The organism is Myxococcus sp. RHSTA-1-4, assembly GCF_020037125.1.
Classification (GTDB): Bacteria; Myxococcota; Myxococcia; order Myxococcales; family Myxococcaceae; genus Myxococcus.
Genome location: NZ_JAIQDG010000004.1, coordinates 265606 through 285492 on the forward strand (window position 1 = coordinate 265606; position 19887 = coordinate 285492).

21 protein-coding genes are annotated in these 19887 nt (G+C 68.9%); 10 read left to right on the forward strand and 11 right to left on the reverse strand.

What is annotated here, in order from left to right:
• Positions 1–7: 7 nt before the first annotated feature.
• The gene (locus K8638_RS08740; protein WP_223753976.1) at positions 8–685 is read left to right on the forward strand and encodes a hypothetical protein; all 678 of its coding nucleotides are present in this window, start codon (positions 8–10) and stop codon (positions 683–685) included.
• Positions 686–867: 182 nt separating this feature from the next.
• The gene (locus K8638_RS08745) at positions 868–2067 is read left to right on the forward strand and encodes an FIST signal transduction protein (RefSeq protein WP_223753977.1); all 1200 of its coding nucleotides are present in this window, start codon (positions 868–870) and stop codon (positions 2065–2067) included.
• Positions 2068–2096: 29 nt separating this feature from the next.
• Here the strand turns inward: K8638_RS08745 and K8638_RS08750 are convergent, their stop codons facing one another.
• Positions 2097–2366, reverse strand: coding sequence for a GlsB/YeaQ/YmgE family stress response membrane protein (locus K8638_RS08750; RefSeq protein WP_223753978.1), 270 nt, complete (start codon positions 2364–2366; stop codon positions 2097–2099).
• 353 nt (positions 2367–2719) lie between these two features.
• On the opposite strand from K8638_RS08750, the gene K8638_RS08755 reads away from it, so the two are divergent.
• Positions 2720–4033, forward strand: a complete 1314-nt coding sequence (locus K8638_RS08755; protein WP_223753979.1) for a patatin-like phospholipase family protein — start codon at positions 2720–2722, stop codon at positions 4031–4033.
• Between the two features lie 94 nt (positions 4034–4127).
• Here K8638_RS08755 and K8638_RS08760 read toward each other — a convergent pair whose 3' ends face one another.
• Both K8638_RS08760 and K8638_RS08765 read right to left on the reverse strand, forming a co-directional pair.
• On the reverse strand, positions 4128–4721 hold the full coding sequence (locus K8638_RS08760) for a hypothetical protein (RefSeq protein WP_223753980.1): 594 nt from the start codon (positions 4719–4721) through the stop codon (positions 4128–4130).
• A 15-nt stretch (positions 4722–4736) separates the two neighbouring features.
• Complete coding sequence (locus K8638_RS08765) at positions 4737–5297, reverse strand: AHH domain-containing protein (protein ID WP_223753981.1); 561 nt, start codon at positions 5295–5297, stop codon at positions 4737–4739.
• On the opposite strand from K8638_RS08765, the gene K8638_RS08770 reads away from it, so the two are divergent.
• Positions 5260–5586 (forward strand): hypothetical protein, encoded by a 327-nt coding sequence (locus tag K8638_RS08770; RefSeq protein ID WP_223754081.1) that lies wholly within the window; start codon positions 5260–5262, stop codon positions 5584–5586. The genes K8638_RS08765 and K8638_RS08770 overlap by 38 nt on opposite strands.
• Before the next feature lie 203 nt (positions 5587–5789).
• Positions 5790–7331: a hypothetical protein gene (locus K8638_RS08775; RefSeq protein WP_223753982.1), complete on the forward strand. Its 1542-nt coding sequence runs from the start codon at positions 5790–5792 to the stop codon at positions 7329–7331.
• A gap of 326 nt (positions 7332–7657) precedes the next feature.
• Here the strand turns inward: K8638_RS08775 and K8638_RS08780 are convergent, their stop codons facing one another.
• Entirely contained in the window at positions 7658–8521 is an 864-nt protein-coding gene (locus K8638_RS08780; protein ID WP_223753983.1) for a ThuA domain-containing protein, read from the reverse strand.
• 356 nt (positions 8522–8877) lie between these two features.
• Positions 8878–9639 (reverse strand): hypothetical protein, encoded by a 762-nt coding sequence (locus K8638_RS08785; RefSeq protein WP_223753984.1) that lies wholly within the window; start codon positions 9637–9639, stop codon positions 8878–8880.
• 165 nt (positions 9640–9804) lie between these two features.
• Between K8638_RS08785 and K8638_RS08790 the strand changes: the two genes are divergently transcribed.
• Together K8638_RS08790 and K8638_RS08795 are read left to right on the forward strand one after the other, a co-directional pair.
• Positions 9805–10992, forward strand: coding sequence for an ABC transporter substrate-binding protein (locus K8638_RS08790; protein ID WP_223753985.1), 1188 nt, complete (start codon positions 9805–9807; stop codon positions 10990–10992).
• 268 nt (positions 10993–11260) lie between these two features.
• Complete coding sequence (locus tag K8638_RS08795; protein ID WP_223753986.1) at positions 11261–11728, forward strand: sporulation protein; 468 nt, start codon at positions 11261–11263, stop codon at positions 11726–11728.
• Positions 11729–11779: 51 nt separating this feature from the next.
• On the opposite strand, the gene K8638_RS08800 is transcribed toward K8638_RS08795, so the two are convergent.
• On the reverse strand, positions 11780–12196 hold the full coding sequence (locus K8638_RS08800) for a hypothetical protein (RefSeq protein ID WP_223753987.1): 417 nt from the start codon (positions 12194–12196) through the stop codon (positions 11780–11782).
• 10 nt (positions 12197–12206) lie between these two features.
• Positions 12207–12512: a hypothetical protein gene (locus tag K8638_RS08805; protein WP_223753988.1), complete on the reverse strand. Its 306-nt coding sequence runs from the start codon at positions 12510–12512 to the stop codon at positions 12207–12209.
• 832 nt (positions 12513–13344) lie between these two features.
• Here K8638_RS08805 and K8638_RS08810 point away from each other — a divergent pair.
• On the forward strand, positions 13345–13725 hold the full coding sequence (locus tag K8638_RS08810; protein ID WP_223753989.1) for a hypothetical protein: 381 nt from the start codon (positions 13345–13347) through the stop codon (positions 13723–13725).
• 162 nt (positions 13726–13887) lie between these two features.
• Here the strand turns inward: K8638_RS08810 and K8638_RS08815 are convergent, their stop codons facing one another.
• From K8638_RS08815 to K8638_RS08830, 4 genes are read right to left on the reverse strand one after another with little or no spacing between them, the layout of a single operon-like run.
• Entirely contained in the window at positions 13888–15087 is a 1200-nt protein-coding gene (locus K8638_RS08815; protein ID WP_223753990.1) for a hypothetical protein, read from the reverse strand.
• Positions 15078–15686 (reverse strand): phosphatidylcholine/phosphatidylserine synthase, encoded by a 609-nt coding sequence (locus K8638_RS08820; RefSeq protein WP_223753991.1) that lies wholly within the window; start codon positions 15684–15686, stop codon positions 15078–15080. The genes K8638_RS08815 and K8638_RS08820 overlap by 10 nt, the downstream gene beginning before the upstream one ends.
• Positions 15683–16681 carry an acyl-CoA desaturase gene (locus K8638_RS08825; RefSeq protein WP_223753992.1) on the reverse strand — a complete coding sequence of 333 codons (999 nt, stop codon included), beginning with the start codon at positions 16679–16681 and terminating at the stop codon, positions 15683–15685. Before K8638_RS08825 ends, K8638_RS08820 begins: the two co-directional genes overlap by 4 nt.
• Positions 16669–17598, reverse strand: coding sequence for a phosphatidate cytidylyltransferase (locus tag K8638_RS08830; RefSeq protein ID WP_223753993.1), 930 nt, complete (start codon positions 17596–17598; stop codon positions 16669–16671). Before K8638_RS08830 ends, K8638_RS08825 begins: the two co-directional genes overlap by 13 nt.
• 247 nt (positions 17599–17845) lie before the next feature.
• Between K8638_RS08830 and K8638_RS08835 the strand changes: the two genes are divergently transcribed.
• Together K8638_RS08835 and K8638_RS08840 are read left to right on the forward strand one after the other, a co-directional pair.
• Complete coding sequence (locus tag K8638_RS08835; protein WP_370643936.1) at positions 17846–18391, forward strand: SgcJ/EcaC family oxidoreductase; 546 nt, start codon at positions 17846–17848, stop codon at positions 18389–18391.
• Positions 18392–18876: 485 nt separating this feature from the next.
• The gene (locus tag K8638_RS08840; protein ID WP_223753994.1) at positions 18877–19887 is read left to right on the forward strand and encodes a fatty acid desaturase; all 1011 of its coding nucleotides are present in this window, start codon (positions 18877–18879) and stop codon (positions 19885–19887) included.

Sequence of the window (19887 nt, forward strand, 5' to 3'; positions counted from 1 at the left end):
TTCCCCCATGCACCGCCTCCTCGCCGTCGCGCTCGTGTGCGCGCTCCTGCCCCAGGCCGCGCTTGCCCAGGACACCGCGTCCCCCACGTCCCCGGACGCCCCCGTGGTGGCGCCGCCGCTCGTCTCGGCACCGGACGAGGTGGAGCCCTCCCCGCTGGAGCCCGGGCCCACGGAGGACGCGCCCGTCAGGGCCAGGGAACCCCGGGGAATGCCCACCGCGCCCCGCATCATCCTGGAGACGCTGTCGGGCGGCGCGGGCACGGTGGCCGGAGGGCTGCTGGGCGTCATCGTCGGAATCGTCACCACCGATTGCGTGCTCTTCGAGGAGAGCTGCGATGGCGCGGCCGCCATGGGCCTGGGAGGCATGGCGCTCGGCACGGCGCTCACCACGTACGCCGCCGGCAGCCTGATGAGGGGCCGAGGGGGCTTCGTGGGCACCCTGATTGGAGCGTCCCTGGGCACGGGCGCGGGGCTGCTGATGATTACGTCCGGGGGCGACGACGCGCTGGGCGGCCTCGCCCTGCTCGCCTTCCCCGCCATCGGGGCGACGATGGGCTACGAGCTGTCGCGGGACGCCGAGCCGGCGTCGCGCTTCTCCCTGACGGACTCGCCCGTCCCCGTGGCGCCCGCCTTCGGCACGACGAGGCATGGGGGCTTCGTGGGGGGACTCACGGGCCGGTTCTGACGTTTCGAACCGGGTTACCGCGTCCTGGATGACCCACGCACCTCCGAGCCCCACTCCCACCCTCGGCCACACGGCGCACGGGCGGCGGCATCAACGGGGAGGGTCACTCGCCCCCCGTTGCGCTTTTCCCACCCGCACGCCACAAGTGAGGACACCTCCTCTCGACACTCAAGCGAGGTTGCATGGCGGCCCGTATCGTCGTTTCCCTGTCAACCGCGGCGGATGAGGCCAGCGCCGCGCGAGAGCTCGTCACGCAACTGCGCCAGCAGGCGGCTGGCGCGCCCGTGCGTGGCGGCCTTGTCTACTCCACGATTGGCTTCCAGGCGGCGGCGCTGCAGAAGGCGCTCGTCGAGCAACTGCCCGGGGTGCCCTTCGTCGGAGCCACGTCGTGCCTGGGCGTGGGCTCGACGCAGGGCTTCCGCACCGAGCGGGCCGTGAGCGCGTTCTGGTTCGTGGGCGACGGCTTCCGCTTCGGCGTAAGCGCCTCGGCGCGCACCGGCGACGTCCGCGGCCAGGGCCGGGCGCTCGCCCAGCACGCGTTGCAGCAGGGCCACATCCCGCCCGACGCGGCGCGCTTCGCCGTCGTGCATGCGACCCCGGGAGAGGAGGAGGCGCTGCTCAGCGGGCTCTCCGACGTGCTGCCACGGCGCACGCTCTTCATCGGAGGCAGTGCCGCCGACAACGACATCAGCGGACAGTGGTCGGTCTGGTCGTCGGACGGCGTCCACCGGACGGGCGCGGTGCTCGCCGTGTGCGACTGGCCCTGGCGGCTCACCGCCATCTGCCAGGGCGGCTATCTCGTCACGCGCCGCCAGGGCACCGTCACCCGGGCGAAGGGACGCACCGTGTACACCATCGACGGGCGGCCGGCGGCGGAGGTCTACAACGAGTGGCTCGACGGTCAGCTCGAGCCGTTCCTGCGGACGGGCGGCTCGGTGCTGGGCAAGACGACGCTCTGCCCGCTCGGGGTGTCCCGGAAGATGGAGGGCCTGGAGACCCACGTCGTCGTGCACCCCGAGAAGGTGCTCCTGCCCGAGCGCGCGCTGACGCTCTTCGCCGACGTGCGGGAGGGCGAGCAGGTCACCCTGATGCGCAGCACGACAGGGGCGCTCGTGGAGCAGAGCGGACGGGTGGCGGAATGGGCGATGGGCAGCTCGGGACTCACCCGGGACGAGCTCGCCGGCGCGCTGCTCGTCTACTGCGCCGGCTGCATGCTCACCATCGAGAAGCAGGTCCCCGACATGCTGCGGCGATTCCAGCAGGCGGTGGGCCAGACGCCCTTCGTGTCGCTGTTCACCTTCGGCGAACAGGGCTGCGTGATGCCCGAGCGGCCCGAGCATGGCAACCTGATGACGAGCCTGCTGCTCCTGGGCAACCGCTGACGCGCTGTCGGGAGCGGCCCCCGAAGCGGTCAGGCCTTTCGTAGCGTGGACGAGTGGATGAGTCTGAGCAGCAGCAGCAACACCACCGCTCCGATGAAGGCCACGAAGATGGTCCCGGCGAGCCCTCCGAAGGGCTCCCCCGCGTCGAGCGCCCGGAAGATGAAGCCTCCGATGAAGGCGCCCACCACGCCCACCACGATGTCGCCAATGACGCCATAACCTCCGCCGACCACGGCCGACGCGAGCCATCCCGCGATGAGGCCGATGACCGCCCACAGCAGAATCGTCTCCAAAGACATGCCGTTTCCTCCTGGGGATTCGTCGGCGGAAACATGGGCATGGTGCGCCGCGTCCGCCTGTCTCGTCCCTCTCGGAGCAGGTAAGCGGGGTAGCGCACCCCGGGAGGGTGATGCCCCTAGGAGGTATGGGCGGCCCATGGTGATGCGAGCTGCGAGGCGGCCGCGGCCGATGAGGACGCCCGGCTGAAGTGCCGCAGCGCGGACGACGTCATCGGGGGTGGCCACATCTCCAGTCCCCTCTTCATCCTGCAGTCACATCACTCCGGCACCCCACTCCCTCTTCTGGGGAGGTCCGCGCGAGCCCACATCGGTGCGACGCGCCCTCCCCTGGGCAGCCAAAGGGAGGACGTGTGGTGAAACGTACCAGGACGAAGACGACGCGCCCGGAGGACTTCACGGGGGACCCGCAGGTGGTCGCGGCCGTGGATGACCTGAAAGCACACCTGCGGGACAAGAAGATCTCCGACGTCATCGACAGCGAGGGAAACCAGTACGTCGACGTCGTGATGGAGGGAGGGGGCACGCTGGGCATCGCGCTCCTGGGGTACCTGCATGCGCTGGAGCAGGCGAAGGTCCGGTTCCTCGATATTGGAGGGACTTCGGCGGGCGCCATCACCGCGCTGCTGCTGGCGGCGGTGGACACGAAGGACAAGCCCAAGAGCAGCTACCTGCTGGAGCGGCTCGCCGCGAAGGACCTCAGCGAGTTCATGGACTCCTCGGGCGGGGTGAAGCGCTTCCTCAATGCGTGGCTGGCGAAGCGTCCGAAGCTCCTGCTCGCATTGAATGGCCCCGCGGTGGTGCGCGCCGTCCTCCACCACCTGGGACTGAACCCGGGCCAGGCCTTCTACGACTGGATGGTTTCCAACCTGGAGCAGCGCGGGATTTTCACGGTCCAGGACCTGGACGAGCGAATGAAGGCCCAGCCCCAGGGTCTGCGGCGACGGGATGGGCAAGCGCTCTCGCCGGATGACTGCGAGGCCCACCTGGCGCTCATCGCCGCCGAGGTGACGACCGAGACCAAGGTCGAGTTCCCTCGCATGGCGAAGCTCTTCTGGAAGAACTGGGAGGAGGAGAACCCCGCCCTCTTCGTGCGGGCCTCCATGTCCGTGCCGTTCTTCTTCTATCCGCTCACGGTGGAGCTACCGGACCTGTCCCCGGAGGAGCTCCAGCAGCGCTGGGCGCTCGCGAGCTTCGCGGACATCCACCCGCGGGAGAAGGTCCACCTCGTCGACGGCGGCATCATGTCGAACTTCCCCATCAACCTGTTCCACGTGCCGGGAGTACCGAGCGCCCCCACCTTCGGCGCCCGGCTGGGAATGCGGAAGAAACACACCATCCAGAAGCCGGCGGAACTGGGGCGGGCCATCTTCGACTCGGCGCGACACTGCCTCGACTATGACTTCATCCTCCAGCACCGGGACTACAAGCACCTGCTGACGACCATCGACACGGGCCCGCACGGGTGGCTGGATTTCAACCTGAGCAAGGAAGCCCAGGTGGACCTCTTCGCCCGGGGAGTGAAGGCGGGCGCCGCGTTCCTGAACGCGTTCAATTGGGAGGACTACAAGGAGGAGCGGGAGAAGCTCGCGCGGGAGCAGCAACCTCCGGCGTTCCCGCCCCAGTCTCCACGAGGGGCATCCGCTTCCGGTTTTGCTGCCTCTATCTAGGGAAGCCTCGCGCCTGCGCCGCTCCCGCTCGCGGCGCTGCTGACGTGAACGCGCCGTCACCTCGGCGATGAGCAGGATGCGCTCCTCCAACTGCTCATCGCGTGCGATAGCAGCAATGGGGCGCACCGTCGTCAGGCACCAGCGCCGCTCGCCATCCGGCCCTTCCACGGCCACCACGAGCACGGGGGCCGTGCGCCCCTGCTTCTCCAGTTGCACGTCCACCCGGAGCGGGGCGGCTGGAGCGTCCGTGGATGCGCATCCCGGATACCGAGGAGTACGTCCCCACCTTCTCGGGCATCCCGTCCTCCGGGGCCCAGTAACGCACCTCCTCACACGCAGCATCGTCGATGCACTTCACCAGCCGGATGTCGTTGAGGATGAAGTGCTGAGCGGGCTGGGAGTCGATCTCCACCGGGATGAGCTGCACGTCGTCGGGCGCCACCTCGGTGAAGATGGGGGCCACCCTGGCGTGGACGATGGGGATGCTGAATGCCGCGTGGGAATAGTCGAGCGGTCTGCCGGAGATCTTGATGGGGATCCTGATGCGCTCCTCCGGATGCGCCCGCTGCCCGATCCTGAACTGCCACGGGTCATCGAGCTTCTGGCCCTCTTGATCGAGAGGATGCCCCAGCTCCCATCGGCCGGAGAGGTACACATCATCGGTCAACTTGAAGAACCGCTTCGGCATGAGGTCATCCTTCCGTCATTCGGTTCGGGTCACCAGCCGATTGAGCTTGGTCCCCTGTTTCGAGACCTCGCGCGCCAACACACCGAGGATCTTCGTCAGTGCCTCCCGGCAACGCTCGATGCTCTTGCAGGTCGATGTTGCTTCGTCCAGCCGCTCGTAGACCTCCTCATGGGACTCCCTCGGGTGTGGCCCCTTGTGGCCCGGGACGCGGATCTGGTTCGCAGCATCGTCGAGCGACATGCCCTCCCGGTCGAAGATCTCCTGGTACCTTGGTGTCCAGGCCCCCCGTTGTTGGTGGACGTGCTGAACTTGTCGGAGGCGATGTGGTGCCAGGGGCCTTCCGCATCCACCGGGGCCGTGCTGCCGGCGCTCGCCCCTCGTGCCGCCATGGCCAGCGCACCAGGAGCGAGCGTGATGGTGACGGCTCCCTCGGCGGGGACAGCCACCGAGCCCACTTCCGCGATCGCCGTGAACCGGAAGCCCCCCCTGGACTTCGGCCAGCCGCACCGCCTGTACCGAGCCCGGAAGCCCCGGTGCCTTGACCTTCGCCGCAGCCGCCGAGCTGGAAACCGTCATGCGTGCTCGGCTGGCGCAGTTGGGGACCTACGCGGGCGAAGACGCTGTGAGGGAGGTTCAACGGGCACTCGTAGAAGCAGGTGACAGGCTGTGGGACCTAGAGATGCCGGAAGACGAAGGCGGCATTACACAGCCCGTGGCCGAGGCCGCAGGTGCGGACGAGCTTTCGGCAGAGACCGAGCCCTCTGATAGTGCGCGGACGATTGCTGCTTCAACGCGCCATCCGGACGAGGTGACGACCGCGCTTTGCGGGGTGCCACATCGACCGATCAAGCAGGTGCCAACCTAAACTTCTTCGGCTCCGCTGGCGGCACACTCGCCTCTTTCGGCTTCGGCTCCGCACCCGCCCAAGGGCGTTCATCCTCCAGCCGCCGTCCCTAGTCACAAGCCCCATGTGCCTGCCCTCTGCTTGCCCAGCGCAATAAGACGCATTTTCCACCCTGAACCGCGTAACGCGCCCTATGGTTGCCTCCTCAACAGAGGAGGCACTGCATGACGTCTAAGAGAGTTGTGCTGCTTGTCGCTATCCTGGGCTCGTTTCCCTCCGTAGCCCAGCAGGCGACGTACGCCATCCCGGATGGAATCAACGTCCAACTTGGAATGGGGTTCGACTCGCTCGGTGGCCGGACGCGAGCAACGTGCGTCGAAACCGCTTCCGACACGCAGACGGGGACGCTCACACGCTTCGAGCTCCACGCGGTCGAGTCGTTCCGGGACCTTCGCCGGGAACTCGGCGTCTCTGCTTCGATGTCCTTCGGGATCGGTCTTTGGTCTGGCGGCGCGTACGCGAGCTACAGCTCAAGCCGCAACTTCTCGAACCGCACGTCCTTCCTGTTGGTTCGAGCCATCGCGCAGAACGGTGCGAACTTCGTGAAGGAGCCCTACAAGTTGAACGAGTGGGCGGCGAAGCTCGAGCCTGCGGATTTTCTGGACAAGTGCGGCGACAGTTTCATCTCGTCACGCGTACTCGGCGGCGAGTTCCTCGCCGTCTACAAGTTCGAGAGCGAGTCCGAGGAGAACGCCGAGCAGGTCCGAGCGGGAATTCGCGCGGCCGCTGGCAATTTCTCGGGCGCAGCAGACGTCGAGAGGAAGCTCAATGAGATCCGTGGCTACTCAAGCCTTGAGGTGAGGATCATTCGCAAGGGCTCGTCGGAAACCCTTCCTTCGGCGCAGGACACGAAGAAGCTCCTTGAGTACGCGCTGAATCTGCCCGAGCTGGTGAAGCCCGGATCCGGTAACGAGTATCCGTATTCGTTCGCCACGACGCCCTACCAGCTCGTTCAAGGGTTCCGCAGGACCTCATCAATCTCTTCGCGTCAACGCGCGCTGAACGCGCTCGCAGAGGCGGCCGACGAGGCGTGGCTGCGCCTCGCGAGAGTGAACCAGATCATCAACAACTCGAACAAGTATGCGTTCGAGAGCAAGAAGGCCGAGCTTGAGGAGTTGCGGAAGATCCGCGACAGGCTTCGGAAGCTCACCGCCGAGTACACCGAGATGGCGGACAAGTGCATCGAGTCGCCGGACGCGTCATGCGCAGCGGCCGTTGCCGACGACCTGCCCGAGGTCCCAAACATCCTCCCCCTCTCGGCGCGAGGCGGATGCACGAAGTGGGGAGCGGATGGCACTGTCTGCCGCGAATGTGAATACACAGCGGACCAAGCAGATCCCCGCGGAATCGCAATGCCTCACGCGGGAAGCATCGGTTTCGATGTTCGGTGCCGAAACATGGCTCAGGGCAAGAAGGTCAACATCAAGGCGAGCGGAAAGATCACCCGGACCCCGGCGTCAGAAGCAACCTGGATGGAGATTGATCTCCACTCGACGACCTCGCCCTGTCCGAATAGCGGGGGCTGCAAGGTGGGCTTCGGAAGTTCCCCAGGCGTCGAGGGAATCAACCTGAACAACAGCGTGACTGTTCCGCCATCAGGGACGGTCGATGCGTACTTGATGTGTCGCTTCTGCCAGCTTGCGAACGCGTCGAAGTGTTCGATCGTCCCTCAAGGGGACTTCAAGATTTCCTTCAAGGAAGACTGAGGAGTCATGATGCGACGGTTCTGGATCTTGCATTCCCTCATCGGGCTCGCGCCCAGCGCCTCCGGCCCCATCATCCGGCGCACCATCTGCTCCTTGAACTGCTCCGTGTACGGCACGTCCTCTCTGCCCTTCACGCCCCCTGGGTGCTTCTGCCGGCCTCGCGGTCCGGGCGACAGCTACGCTGGCACAGGGGGCTACCGCGCCCTCCACCTGGGCCCCAGTTCCTTCGGAGCCGCACGAAGCGCCTCGTCGAGGACGCGCACTCATGGGTGACGCGCTTCATGGCCCGAAGAACGGAGACAGATCAGGCCCCCTTGCCCGCGGGGTCACCTTCGCTCCCGCAGGAGGAAGAGCGTGGAGAGCAGAGCGAGGGAGCTGAAGGTGGCGGCCGATGTACCGCACCGGTGGCCCTGGCGGGGCTTGTCGGGCCCGCTCACGGGGGCGTCGCCGCAGGGGCCGTCGCTGAGGCCCGCTGCCCACTGGATGCCTCCGAGCAGGTGGGCTCGAAAGAGCGGCTCAGCGTACGCGGCGATGGTATGTCCGCCGCCCGTGTACCAGCCCCTGCCTCCGCTGTAGTGATGGCACCACGCCGTCGGATGGTTGTCCCCCATCTCTCCTCCGGCGTACGTACGCTCGTCGAGGCGGGCGAGGACATGGACGTTCCCGGCGGGGGCCGCCTGGTAGTTGTACCACTCGTCCGTGCGGTCCCACCGCTCGGGGAGCGGCGCCGTCGAGGGATGCCGTCGGTCGGACACGTGGATTGTCGCGGTGGGCGTTCCGGGCGGATGGCTCTTGAAATACGCCCCGACCAGGCCGCCGTAGAAGTGCCAGTCGTATTCCGTGTCCGCGGCCGAGTGGACACCTACGTACCCGCCTCCGCCTTGCACGTACCGCTCGAAAGCCCCCTGCTGAGCCGGGTCGAGGATGTCTCCGGTGGTGAGAAGCCAGACGACGGCCCTGTACTGCGCCAGGTGGGAATCCTCGAAGACGGCCGCGTCCTCGGTCGCGACGACCTCGAAGCCGTGCGTCGCACCGAGTTCGCGGAGGGCGGCGATGGCGGCCGGGATGGAGTCGTGGCGAAAGCCTGCCGTCTTGGTGAAGACGAGCACCCGTGCGCCCTTCCCCGACGCCTGCCCGGCCTCGCAGGACGCGAACAGGAATGCGCCGGCAGCCAGGCCCGCCACCGTCACTCTCCGCCTCAACCCATTCCAGGAGCGCTTCATCGGTTCGGACCCGCCCGGGCCACAGCAACGTCCCAGCGGCCCAAGGCCGGGCGGTTGCTGTTGCCGTAGTACCCGACACCCCATAGCGCGGCTTGGGAGGCCCCGTGCTCGTGCAGAGCGGGCGAATGTCGACAAGTGCATCGACGGCGTGGTCGAGCGACTGGCCCGCCAGGATGCTCAGGTAGCCCGCGGTGGCAGGCGCCGGCGAGCGTCATGACATCAGGCGAGGCCGAGGCGCTGAGCCGCTCACGGGCAGGACGTGAGCGGCTCGGCGAGCGACTCCGAGTACTTCTGACTGGCGACGAGGCGCCAGTTGCGGCGAGCTACTCCGAGTACTCCTGCCTGGCGACGAGGCGCCAGTCGCGGTTGTAGATGTGGAGCATGGAGAACCAGCCGCTGTGGCAGCTGCCGGTGTTGCTGGCGGTGTAGCCGTAGACGAAGCCGTTGTGGACGCGGGCGTCGAGGCGGGGCGAGCCGGGGTTCTCGCAGGGCTGGGTGACGCGGACGGCCTGGTAGGCGGCCTCGGCGAGCACTTCCTCCTCGCCCTCGAAGTCGTAGATGGAGTGGACGCGGTTGGCGGTGAAGGTGACGAGCTGGCTGGCCTGCTGCGCGTCGCTCAGCGTGAGGAAGGACTGCAGGTTGGCGAGGGTGGCGGCCTCGGAGGTGATCGAGCCGACGAGGCGGTGAACGGCGCCGTCAGTATCGGAGAGCGCGGCGCGGATGGCGGTGATGCCGGACGCGCCCTGGTAGACGGAGGTGTCGCCCCAGGTGAAGCTGAAGGCGGTGCCGGCGGTGTAGGCGTTGAGCGCGCAGGAGCCGTCGGCGCCGGCGGCCTCGACGAGGATGACCTTGCGGAGGCGGTGCTCGGGGTTCAGGAGCGCGAGGCACTCGTCGCCGGCGACACCGTCGTAGTTGGCGGCCGGGAGCACGGCCTCGACGACGTTGTAGACGCGGAACGTGGGATCCGTGGCCTCCTGCTCGATGGCCTGGAGGGTGTCAGTGTCAGTGTCCGTCTCGGCGCCAAGGCAGCCGGCAACGACGGAGGAGGCAAGGAGGAGAGAAGAGAACCGGAGAGAGGTGCGCATGGCCGCGGAAGCTAGCACGCGTAATTCGAGCGTTCCCCAATATTCAGATACGGCGCCGGCACGTGAACAAGTGCTCCAAAACGCGGACCGCCGTCCCGCTTGACTCGGGGCGGCGCTTCGCGGAAGGGGCTCGTGCGCCTTTCATTCCAGGAGCCAGAGCCCATCATGCGCCATGCCCTTCCGTTGCTGCTCGCCACGCTCGCCCTCGGGGTGGCGTGCGAGAAGAAGTCCGCCCCGACTCCCACGCCGACGGAGTCGAGCGCCCCGGCCGGCGCGCAGGCCACGCCCACGGACCCGAACGCGCTCCGCATCGGCGTGCTGGGCAGCCTCACGGGTGGGGAGGCCACCTACGGCATCTCCGCGCGCAACGGCATCCTGCTCGCGCTCCAGGAGGCGAACGCCGAGGGCGGCGTGAAGGGCAAGAAGCTGGACGCGCGGGTCTACGACAGCCAGGGCCGGCCGGAGGAGGCCGCACAGGCCGCGACGCGGCTCATCACCCAGGACAAGGTGGCGCTCATCCTCGGCGACACCGGCTCCTCGGCGACGCTGGCGGTGGCGGAGAAGGCCCAGGCGGCCGGCGTGCCCGTCATCACCCCGAGTGCCACGAATCCCGAGGTGACGCAGAAGGGCGACAACATCTTCCGCGTCTGCTTCATCGACCCGTTCCAGGGGCTCGTCATGGCGAAGTTCGCGCGCGACAACCTCAAGCTCGACACGGTGGCGGTGCTCCGGGACAACAAGAGCGCGTACTCCATCGGGCTGGCGGACACCTTCGTGAAGGCGTTCACCGAACGCGGGGGAAAGGTCGTCGCCGACGAGAGCTACTCGAAGGGAGACACCGACTTCCGCGCGCAGATCACCGCCATCAAGAAGGCGAAGCCGCAGGGCGTCTACGTGCCGGGCTACTACAGCGACGCGGGCATCATCGCGCGGCAGGTGCGCGAGCTGGGCCTCACCGCTCCGCTGCTGGGCGGTGACGGCTGGGGCTCGGACAAGCTCTTCGAGCTGGGCGGCAGCGCGGTGGACGGCAGCTACTTCTCCAACCACTACTCGCCGGACAACCCGGAGCCGCGCACGCAGAAGTTCATCGCCAACTACAAGGCCGCCTACGGCACCGTGCCGGATGCCATCGCGGCGCTCGGCTATGACGCGGCGCGCGTGGCGGTGGAGGCGCTGAAGAAGGCCCCGGACACCTCGGGCCCGGCGCTGCGCCAGGCGCTCGCCGCGACGAAGGACTTCCCCGGCGTGACGGGCACCCTCAGCCTGGACGCGAACCGCAACCCGGTGAAGTCGGCCGTCGTCCTCAAGGTCGCCAACGGGAAGACGGAGTTCGTCACCACCGTGGCGCCCTGAGCGGCCTTGCCGCCCGGGAGCCGACCGGGACACCAGCGCCGAGGACGTCCGTGGGCCCACGTCCATTCACCGCGCACGGCCAGCACCGGGCCCAGCCGCACATGCCCCACCCGCCTTGGGTGCTGTGCGCTCCGCCTTCCCTTGCGCCTCCATGCCTCCCTGCCGGGATTCGACGTCACGGCGAAGCGCTGACGACTCGACCCCTTGAGGAGAGCGGAACGCCTGAGCCTGGCCGCCCTCCTCCCACCCTCATGCAAAGGACATGGACATGGGACTCCTGGACAAACTGAAGGGCGCGGCCCACTCGGTGTCGGGGGGCGCAGCCCGCGTCTCCCTGGAGTACGAGCCGAGCGTGGCACTTCCCGGAGACGTCCTCTCCGTGCGCGTCACCGCCACCTCCACCGGCGCGCCGGTGAAGTCGGGTGGCGTCTTCGTGGACCTGCGTGCAGTCGAGACGGTACGCCTGCCCACCAGCCTCTCGTCTGGCACGAGCCAGCGGGTTGGCGACACCTCACACGTCAGCTTCGAGCAGCAGGTCCCCATCGCCCCCGCCTTTACGCTCGCTCCCAACGAGACGAAGGTGTTCGAGGGCCAGGTGCGCCTGCCCACCAACGTGCAGCCCTCCTTCCAGGGCTATTACGCACATCATGAGTGGTCCACCCGCGGCCGCATCGAGATGACGGGCAACGACCCCGATTCGGGCTTCATGGCCCTCCGCGTGGGCACGAAGGGCTGACCGCTCTCCACGTCGCTCCTCCGGGAGCAACGCTCGACCGGCCCGTGGCGCTCAGGGCGTCCCACTGCCGGGCGGCGCATCGAGCGCCCGGGGTGACAGGTCCAGGTGGATGTGGAGGACGTAGGGCGCGGGCCCGTGCTCCCACTGGAAGCCAATCTTGCGCGAGCCCAGCGCCTTGTGGACACGCTGCGCCACCTCGTAGTCGTTGTAGAGCGCGCGCCACTTCATCCCGGTGGCACTCGCGGCCGCGTCGATGGCCGTGGCGATGTCATACCGGAGGGTCGTCGAGTTCTTCTCACGCTTGACGAGCGCGCGCTCCGCGGCCTTGAGCTTGTCCAGGGCCACCCAGCCCACGCTGCGCTCGAAGATGACGTGTCCACCCCACTTCACGAACTTCCCGCGCAGCTCCTCGAACCGACTCGCGGCGGCCTCTTCGTGGACCCGCTCCATGGCCGCCTCGGCGGCCATGTCCTCCAGCTCAAGCTCCTCGGGCGTCCCGGGAGCGCAGCACGAGCACGTCAAGCCGCAGGGAGCCCGGCTCCGCCTTCCGCCGCTCCTTCTCCTTGATGAGCGCATCCTCTTCTCGTCCGAGCTGGATCAACGCATCCGCGCCGGGCCCCTCGCGGAAGAGGATGCTCTCACACCAGAGGAGGAACCTCGTGCGAAGTCGCGCGGTCTCCTCCTCCGTCTTCGCGAGCTGCGCGAGCCGTGCCTGGAAGTCCGCTTCGTGCTCCCACACCTCCGCGGCATCCACGCCACCGAGGAGGGCCCGCCGCTGCTGCATCCGGTCGCCAGGGCGCACCTCGTCGAGCTGTGCCCAATCAATCGCCGGCCACCGCGGGCCGTACTGATTCGTGAACGCTTCGCCCTCGGAGTCGAGCGGCGGAAGCCGTCCCCGGTGCGCGCCCTTGCCATCCGGCGGGCCACGCGCTCGGCCTCACCGCCCACGTGGGCCTGGATGTCATCGACGCGATGGGGCGCGAAGGCCGTCTGGAGTCGCCCGGCCATGGGGAGCGGCCGGGCCGGCGCGGCGAGCCCCTCCACCGCACGCGCTCGGAGGAGCTCCGCCCGCCTGTCACCGTGGTCGCCCGCCTTGGGCACGAAGAGCGGGAGCTTGCCAAAGTCGAAGCCGGCCCCGCCCGGACGGCGCTCGGCCGATGTGACCGCGGCGCGCTCGGGGCCCTCCACAGGGGAGGCACGGGCCGCCCCGGCGTCCTGGCGTTTGCCACGCGGGGATGGACGGGGCAGCGCGGTGGTCGGCCTCGCGAGCATCGCCTCCGCGGGCGCCCATTCCTGTCATACCCAGACTCGGGAGATGCGGAGTCCTTGAGGAAATGCCATGCGTGCGCCCACTCAATCCCATGCCGCTGGATTGATCCAGTCAGACTCTCTCCAGATCATACAAAGTCGCTACGTCTGGAAACTATCATTGTCAGACAAACGAAAGTCATGAGAGGGTGAAGACCTGGACCTGCCCCATCAAAGGCAGGCCGCATTCCCAGACATGACAACGACAGCCTGCCCCTCGGTGGGTGCGGGCTGACCTGGCTCCTGGCGGCGGGAGCCTCGAGGTGACACCTATGCGGCAGCTCGGAATGTTGGTTGGAGTGGTTGCAGTGGCCCTGCTGGCTGGCTGTGGTCCCGTGGATGAGCAGCTTTCTGACGAGGCCGCCCAGACTCCGGAGGAGATGGTGCTGGAGCAGGGGCTCGTGGATGGGTGCCAGGTGGAAACCTACAATCAGTGTGTGGCCGCCGGGTATGGATCTTGTCTTGACTGGTCCACCAAAGCGGCTTGCGGCAGCACCACCTGCGATCCCGAATACGATCTCAGCCCCTGCTACCGCCGGGACTGCACGGAAGGGCCGTGCCAGAACATCGCGCTGGGCGCGACCTTCCAGTCGCTCCAGCAGTACCGCGTGTGCTTCAACCCCCAGGGGCAGAGCTGCACGGAGTGGCTGGTCCTGGAGGACTACCAGCGGGTGAAGTGCGGCTGCTAGTGACGTAGCACCCGGCCTTCGTGCGTCGGCCGCGCCTGGCGTGCGCGGCCGACCTCCCCTGACAGTGTGGCGAGGTTGCCTCTCACTGCCTCGCACACGCCGTGGTCAACCCCACGGAGCGCTCACCCATGGACGTCGTGCGAAGCGGGATGCGCGCACCGCTCAAGGCTGGGTCGCGTGCAGCGCCGCCATCCCCTTGTGGGGAACTCGCGCTCGGCTCAGCAACAGCGCCACGGCGCTCAGCGCGAGCAGCCCCACGCCGAGCCGCACGCCGTAGCTGCCCGGCCACACGCTGCCCAGTCCCACCAGCGCCGCCATCGCGCCGAAGCCCACCAGCGCGCTGCTGTTGCCCAGGTTGTTGAAGGCCGCGAGCCACTCGGGCTCTCCGGCCGCCGCGCGCGTGGTGACATGCTCGCGGAAGGCCAGCATGAACAGCGCGAACGCAATGCCCAGCACCACGCCCGCGCCGAACAGCACGGGAGTGGCCCCGGCGGCGTCCGTCCCCAGGAGCGCGCCCGCGAGTGCCATCGTCACCGGCGCCACCCGCATCCAGCGAAGCGCCAGCCCCTCACGGGTGAGCACGCCGATGACAGCGGTGCTCACGATGGCGCTCGCGTACACCGTCGCAATCAACGCGCTGCCCATCACGGTGGCATCCGCCCGGCCGTGAAGGTCCCGGAGCACGTACACCGCGCTGCTCGCGAGCAGGAAGTACGCGCCGTAGATGGCGAGCGCGCAACCCCACACCGCGCGGCCGCTCCGCGAGAGCGGTCGCGGCGCCTCGGCGGGCCGCAGCGCCTCGCCCCCACTCCCCACCGCCCGGCAGGCGGCGAGCGCGAGGGCTCCGAGCACCGCCAGCGCGCAGCCATTCCACAGGGCCACCCGCGCCTGCGTCGCGCCCGCGCTGACGGCCCCCAGCCACAGCGGCCCGAGCAACATCCCACCGAAGCGCAGAGCACTCCCCAGCTGATCGTTTCTCGCTCGCGAGGCCCCAGCGAGCGCCGTGGCGCGGCGGTCCAGTTCCTGGGTCACATAGTTCGCCACCGCGCGCACGCCCACGTGCGCCGCCGCGTACAGCCACGGGCCCCGCGCGCCGAACACCACCGCGCTCAGCGCCAGCATCGACAGCACCAGCAGGGTCCCGGCGCGCACGCCGCTCCCGGGGAATCCGAAGCGCCTGGACAGCCGAACCGCCGCGATGGAGGCGACGGTCCCCGCCAGGAGGGTGCCCGCGAGCCAACGCTCCTTCGCCGCGGGGACGCTCGCGGCGAAGAAGGCCTGGGCGTGCACGTTCACCAGGCCGGAGAGGAGGAACGCGGTGAGCAGCAGCGCCCCGTTGCGGCGCAGCAGCGTCACCACCATCGCACCGCGGATGCCACGGTCGCGATGGGCACCAGCCCCCAGAGCAGCCGGGTGTGCCAGCCCTGCTTCGGAAACGAGAAGCCGTGAATCATCGCGAGCGCCGCCGCCGCGAGGTAGCTCCCCACCAGCGCGTCGCGCAGCCCGGCCGGCAGCCCCGCCACACCCGCGGCCACCAGGTAGAAGACCGCCGCTCCATGGGCGGTGGGCAGGCCCTGGAAGCACTCGCGTCCGGCCACCACCACCGTCCCCGTCTCCATGAAGCGCGCCAGCCGCCACACCCCCGTGAGCGAGTACGCCACGAGGGCGACCGTCCACACACCGCCGACCCCCATCGCGTGGGCGAGCATCGGCGGAACCAGGCAGAACGAGACGGCATCGGCGAGCGAGTCGAGGAAGCCGCCGAAGGCGCTGACCTGCTTCAGCCTCCGCGCGACCTGGCCATCGAACACGTCGCAGGGAAGCGCCAGCGCGCCACAGATGAATGCGGCTCCGAGCCGGCCCGTCAGCGCGAGGTGACACGCCAGCGTGCCGAGCACCACCGACAGGCTGGTGACCAGGCTGGCCGCGTTGAGCTGCTCGAGCACCGGGAAGCTCTTCATTCGGGGACTACCTCCGGCGCGGGCACGTCCACGTGGAAGCGGATGGCCTTCGCAATGGCCGTGGAGAACGGCTCCTGGACATACGGGAGCCCGCGCCGCTCACAGAAGGCGCGGACGATGGGCGCGGCCCGCCGCAACTGATGGCGCGGCAGGTCGGGGAACAGATGGTGCTCGAGCTGGTTCTCCAGCCCGCCGAAGACGAAGCGCGCCCAGGCGCCGCCCGTGTAGTTGCGGCAGGTGCGGATCTGCAGCTCCGCGAAGGTGAGCGTGCTCGCTTCGGCCTCGGTGAAGGACTCGAGGTCGTAGTGGTTCCCGGCGAAGACCGTGTTCAGGTACAGCATCCCGATGCAGGTGTGGGCCAGGAAGAGAGGCACCGCCCAAGGGCCGAAGAGCAGCGCGAACCCCGCGACCTGCAGCGAGAAGCCGCAGGCCACCAGGCACAGCTCGCGCACGAAGCGCTCACGGTGGAAGCGGTGGCAGTAGAAGCCGTCTCGCAGGCCGAGCAGCAGCAACGACTTGGGCAGGTACCTCCCGCGGAAGCGCGAGAGCAGCAGCAGGTTGGGCGCGGCAATCCAGGCGTGGGAGAAGCGGCGCTCCGCATCCCACCGCTCCGCCTGGTCCCCGTCCACACCGCGCACGTTGGGCGCCGCGTGGTGCCGGTCGTGCCCATGGCGCCAGCCCGAGACGAACTCGCCCAGGAGCCCTGCCGTCAGGGCCGCGAAGAAGCGGTTCGCGCGGCGGGAGCGGAACGTGCCTCCGTGCGCGGCGTCGTGCATCAGCCAGCCCAGCCGGTAGAACACCAGGCTCGCGAGCACGAACAGGGGAATTGCCACCCACGTGTCCGCCCGCGAGCTGGCCCAGAACAGGGCCGCCGCGCAGGTCAGGTGGAGCGGAAGGCTCACCACCGAGCGCCATGGCGCGTAGGCGTAACAGCCCGCGGCGCGGACCTCGCGCTTGAGCTCGGCGTAGTCCGTGGAGGCTCTCAGCCGAACCATGCCTGCACCGCCGTGAAGAAGAGAGGAGCCGAGAGGATGAGGCTGTCGCAGCGGTCCAGGAGCCCGCCCTGTCCCGGCAGCGCCGCGCCCAGGTCCTTGATGCCGACCTCGCGCTTGAGCCCGGACACCGTCAGGTCGCCCAGCAGCCCGAGCCCCGAGAGCGCCGCGCCAACCAGCGCGCCCTGCGCATGCGTGAAGGGCGTGATGGAGGGGGCCACCAGCCCCGCCACCAGCGCGGAGATCGCCATCCCGCCAAGCAGCCCCTCCCAGGTCTTCCGGGGTGACAGCGCCGGCGCGAGCTTGTGACGCCCGAGCGCCTTCCCGCTCACGTACTGCCCCGCGTCGCTCGTCATCACCGAGAGGAGGAGCAGCAGCACGAAGCCCGCTGCCCCCGAGGGGCCGGGCAGCGGCCCGTGGAAGAAGAACCAGGGCACGTGCCCGAGCGAGAACACCGTCCACACCACCCCGAGCTGCACCCGGGCCGCGCGGGCGATGGGCCTCTCGCCCCCGAGGCGCAGCGACGCGAGCGTCAGGAGGCCAAAGGTCCAGAACAGCCACAGCCCCGAGACGAGGCGTGCGTCGCCCGTTGTGATGGCCCCGAAGTGCAGCGGCACCGCCACGTACGCGAGGGCGTCGAGGCGCGAGTCACGCTCCGCTCCCTGGGTGCGCAGGTACTCGCGCAGGGTCCACCCGCTGGTCAGCGCGAAGACCCCCAGCGTCGCCCACGCGCCTAGCGCCACGCAGAGCCCGCCCGCGAGCGCCGGAGGCCACCAGGAGTTGATCGCCTGCCGGATGGGCTTCGCCTCCGCACGCCGCAGCCGGGGATGCGCGAACGAGATGACGCTGCAGGCGAAGATGAAGCCGTAGATGCGGGCGAGCAGCACCAGGAGCGCCGCCGGCGCGAGGGAGATGGGCATGGGAGCGCGCGTGTCGAGAAGTCGACACCCGACAATTGCACCAAGGCTACATTCTCACAACGTCACCGTCATCAACATGCTGGAGTGACACTTCACGCGCGCTGCGTCGGGGTGACCCGGCCGCGAGCCATGCCCCGGCCCGTCACAGCACCAGGTCTTGCTTCACCGGGCCTGTAGCGGAAGGCATGCTGCGCTCCAGGCCGAGGACACGCCCCGCGCGAGAGAAATCCCGGCCCCTGGAGGTTGTGTGATTCGAGCCCGTCTCTCCTTCGCGACCGTCGCCGCGCTGTTCCTGGCCCTCGCGCTCTCTCCCGCCGCCGATGCGGCCCCGGCCGGAGCACGCGCACAGGACGAAGCAGCCCTCCGCAAGCTGGTCGCTGACCAGACCGAGGCCTGGAACCGTCAGGATGCCGCGGCCTGGAGCAAGGACTTCGCCGAGGATGCCGAGTTCATCAACATCGTCGGCACCGTCTTCAGCGGCCGCCCCGAAATCGAGAAGCGGCACGCCTTCGTCTTCGACACCCTCTTCAAGGGCAGCCACAGCGAGGTCTCCGTGACGAAGCTGCGCTTCATTGACGGAGGCGTGGCGGTGGTCGACACGGAGCACCGGGTGACCGGATTCACGGGGCTGCCTCCGGGCGTCCAGGCCACCGAGCCCGGCGTGCTCCGCACCCGGATGCGGTACGTGCTGAAGAAGACCCGGGGCCAGTGGCTCATCGTCGCGGGCCAGAACACCGACGTGAAGCCCGCGCCCACCCCGGCCGGGGCCTCGCCGGCGACCGACCGGCGTTGACGTCACCTGCCGCGCGCGCTCTCCGCGCGGGGCAATGAGAAGAGCGCGACGGGCGCCTCACCGTGTCCGCCGCCAGCGCCCTCGGAAGGGTCGAGCACGTCCTGCTCCCCTTCGAGCGCGAAGCGGCTCCGGGGCGCGGCCCCACGCCCCGCGAGCCACGGACTACCCGTCACGTGACATCGAACGGAGCCACCATGGCCCGTTCTGGGTAGAAACCGACCCCTCGCTCTCTCGATAGGCCACGAGGAGGACGGCTTCCGCCGCATCACTGTCCGCAATCCCGACACACCGGAATTTTCCTGATGAACTGACAACCCTGGAAGTTCTTGTCGCGTCGCGTTACGCGAGGCAATGTCGGGAATAAGAGAAATCAATGGTCCCGGGGGGCCGACACACCGCGTCGAGACACCATGACACCCCATCTTTCACCCGACATCACCCCTCCTGCCAACGCACAAAGCTGGCAACCCAGGCCTTCCCGGAGCGTGGCCGAGGTCCTGGCGACAGTGGGCGCCTACCTCCTGCTCCTGGGCGCGAGCTACCACTTCCTCGCCTCCTCCCTTGCGGGAGGGCTCGCACTGGCGGTGCTCGCGGGCGTCGCCCTGGTCCGGGTCTTCATCCTCCAGCACGACTGCTCGCACCGCTCGCTGTTCCGCCGTCCCTCGACGAATGACCGGGTGGGGATGGTGCTGGGGCTGCTGACGCTGGCGCCCCACGCGTACTGGCGGGCCATGCACCTGGTCCACCACAGCACCAGCGGGGACCTGGAGCGGCGCGGCACGGGGGACATCGTGACGATGACCGCCGACGAGTACCGCGCGCTGAAGCCCGCCGAGCGCCTGCGCTACCGCCTCTACCGTCACCCCGCCGTCCTGCTGGGCGTGGGGCCTCTCTTCCAGTTCCTGCTGCGCTTCCGCATGCCCGGCATCATCGCGAAGGAGCGCAGGCCGGAGCGCCGCTCCATCGCCGTGACGAACCTGGGGCTCCTGGCGGTGCACCTCGCGTTCCTCGCCTTCGGCGACTGGCCCCGGTGGCTCGTGGTGCACCTCGTCGTCACCCAGGTGGCCGCGGGGCTCGGCATCTGGCTCTTCTTCGTCCAGCACCAGATTGAGCAGCCCTACTGGGTGCCCCATGCGAAGTGGTCCCTCCGGGACTCGGCGCTGAAGGGGAGCAGCTACCTCATGCTGCCACGCGTGCTCGAGTGGACCTTCGGCGCCATCAACCTGCACCACGTCCACCACCTGAAGCCCCAGGTGCCCAGCTACCTGCTGCGCGGCTACATGGAGCAGCACGGCCTGGGCAGCGAGGGCGTACGCCTGGGCACCCTGGAGTCGCTGCGGGCCTTCCGCCTCAAGGTCTACGACGAGGCCACGGGACGGATGACCGGCTTTCCCCCCACCCCACCCCGGAGCGCGAACGCGCTCCTGACGGCGCCGTCCACCGCCCTTCCGGGCCGGCTGGACCGCCTGCTCACCCTCACCGGCGAGGAGCACTGA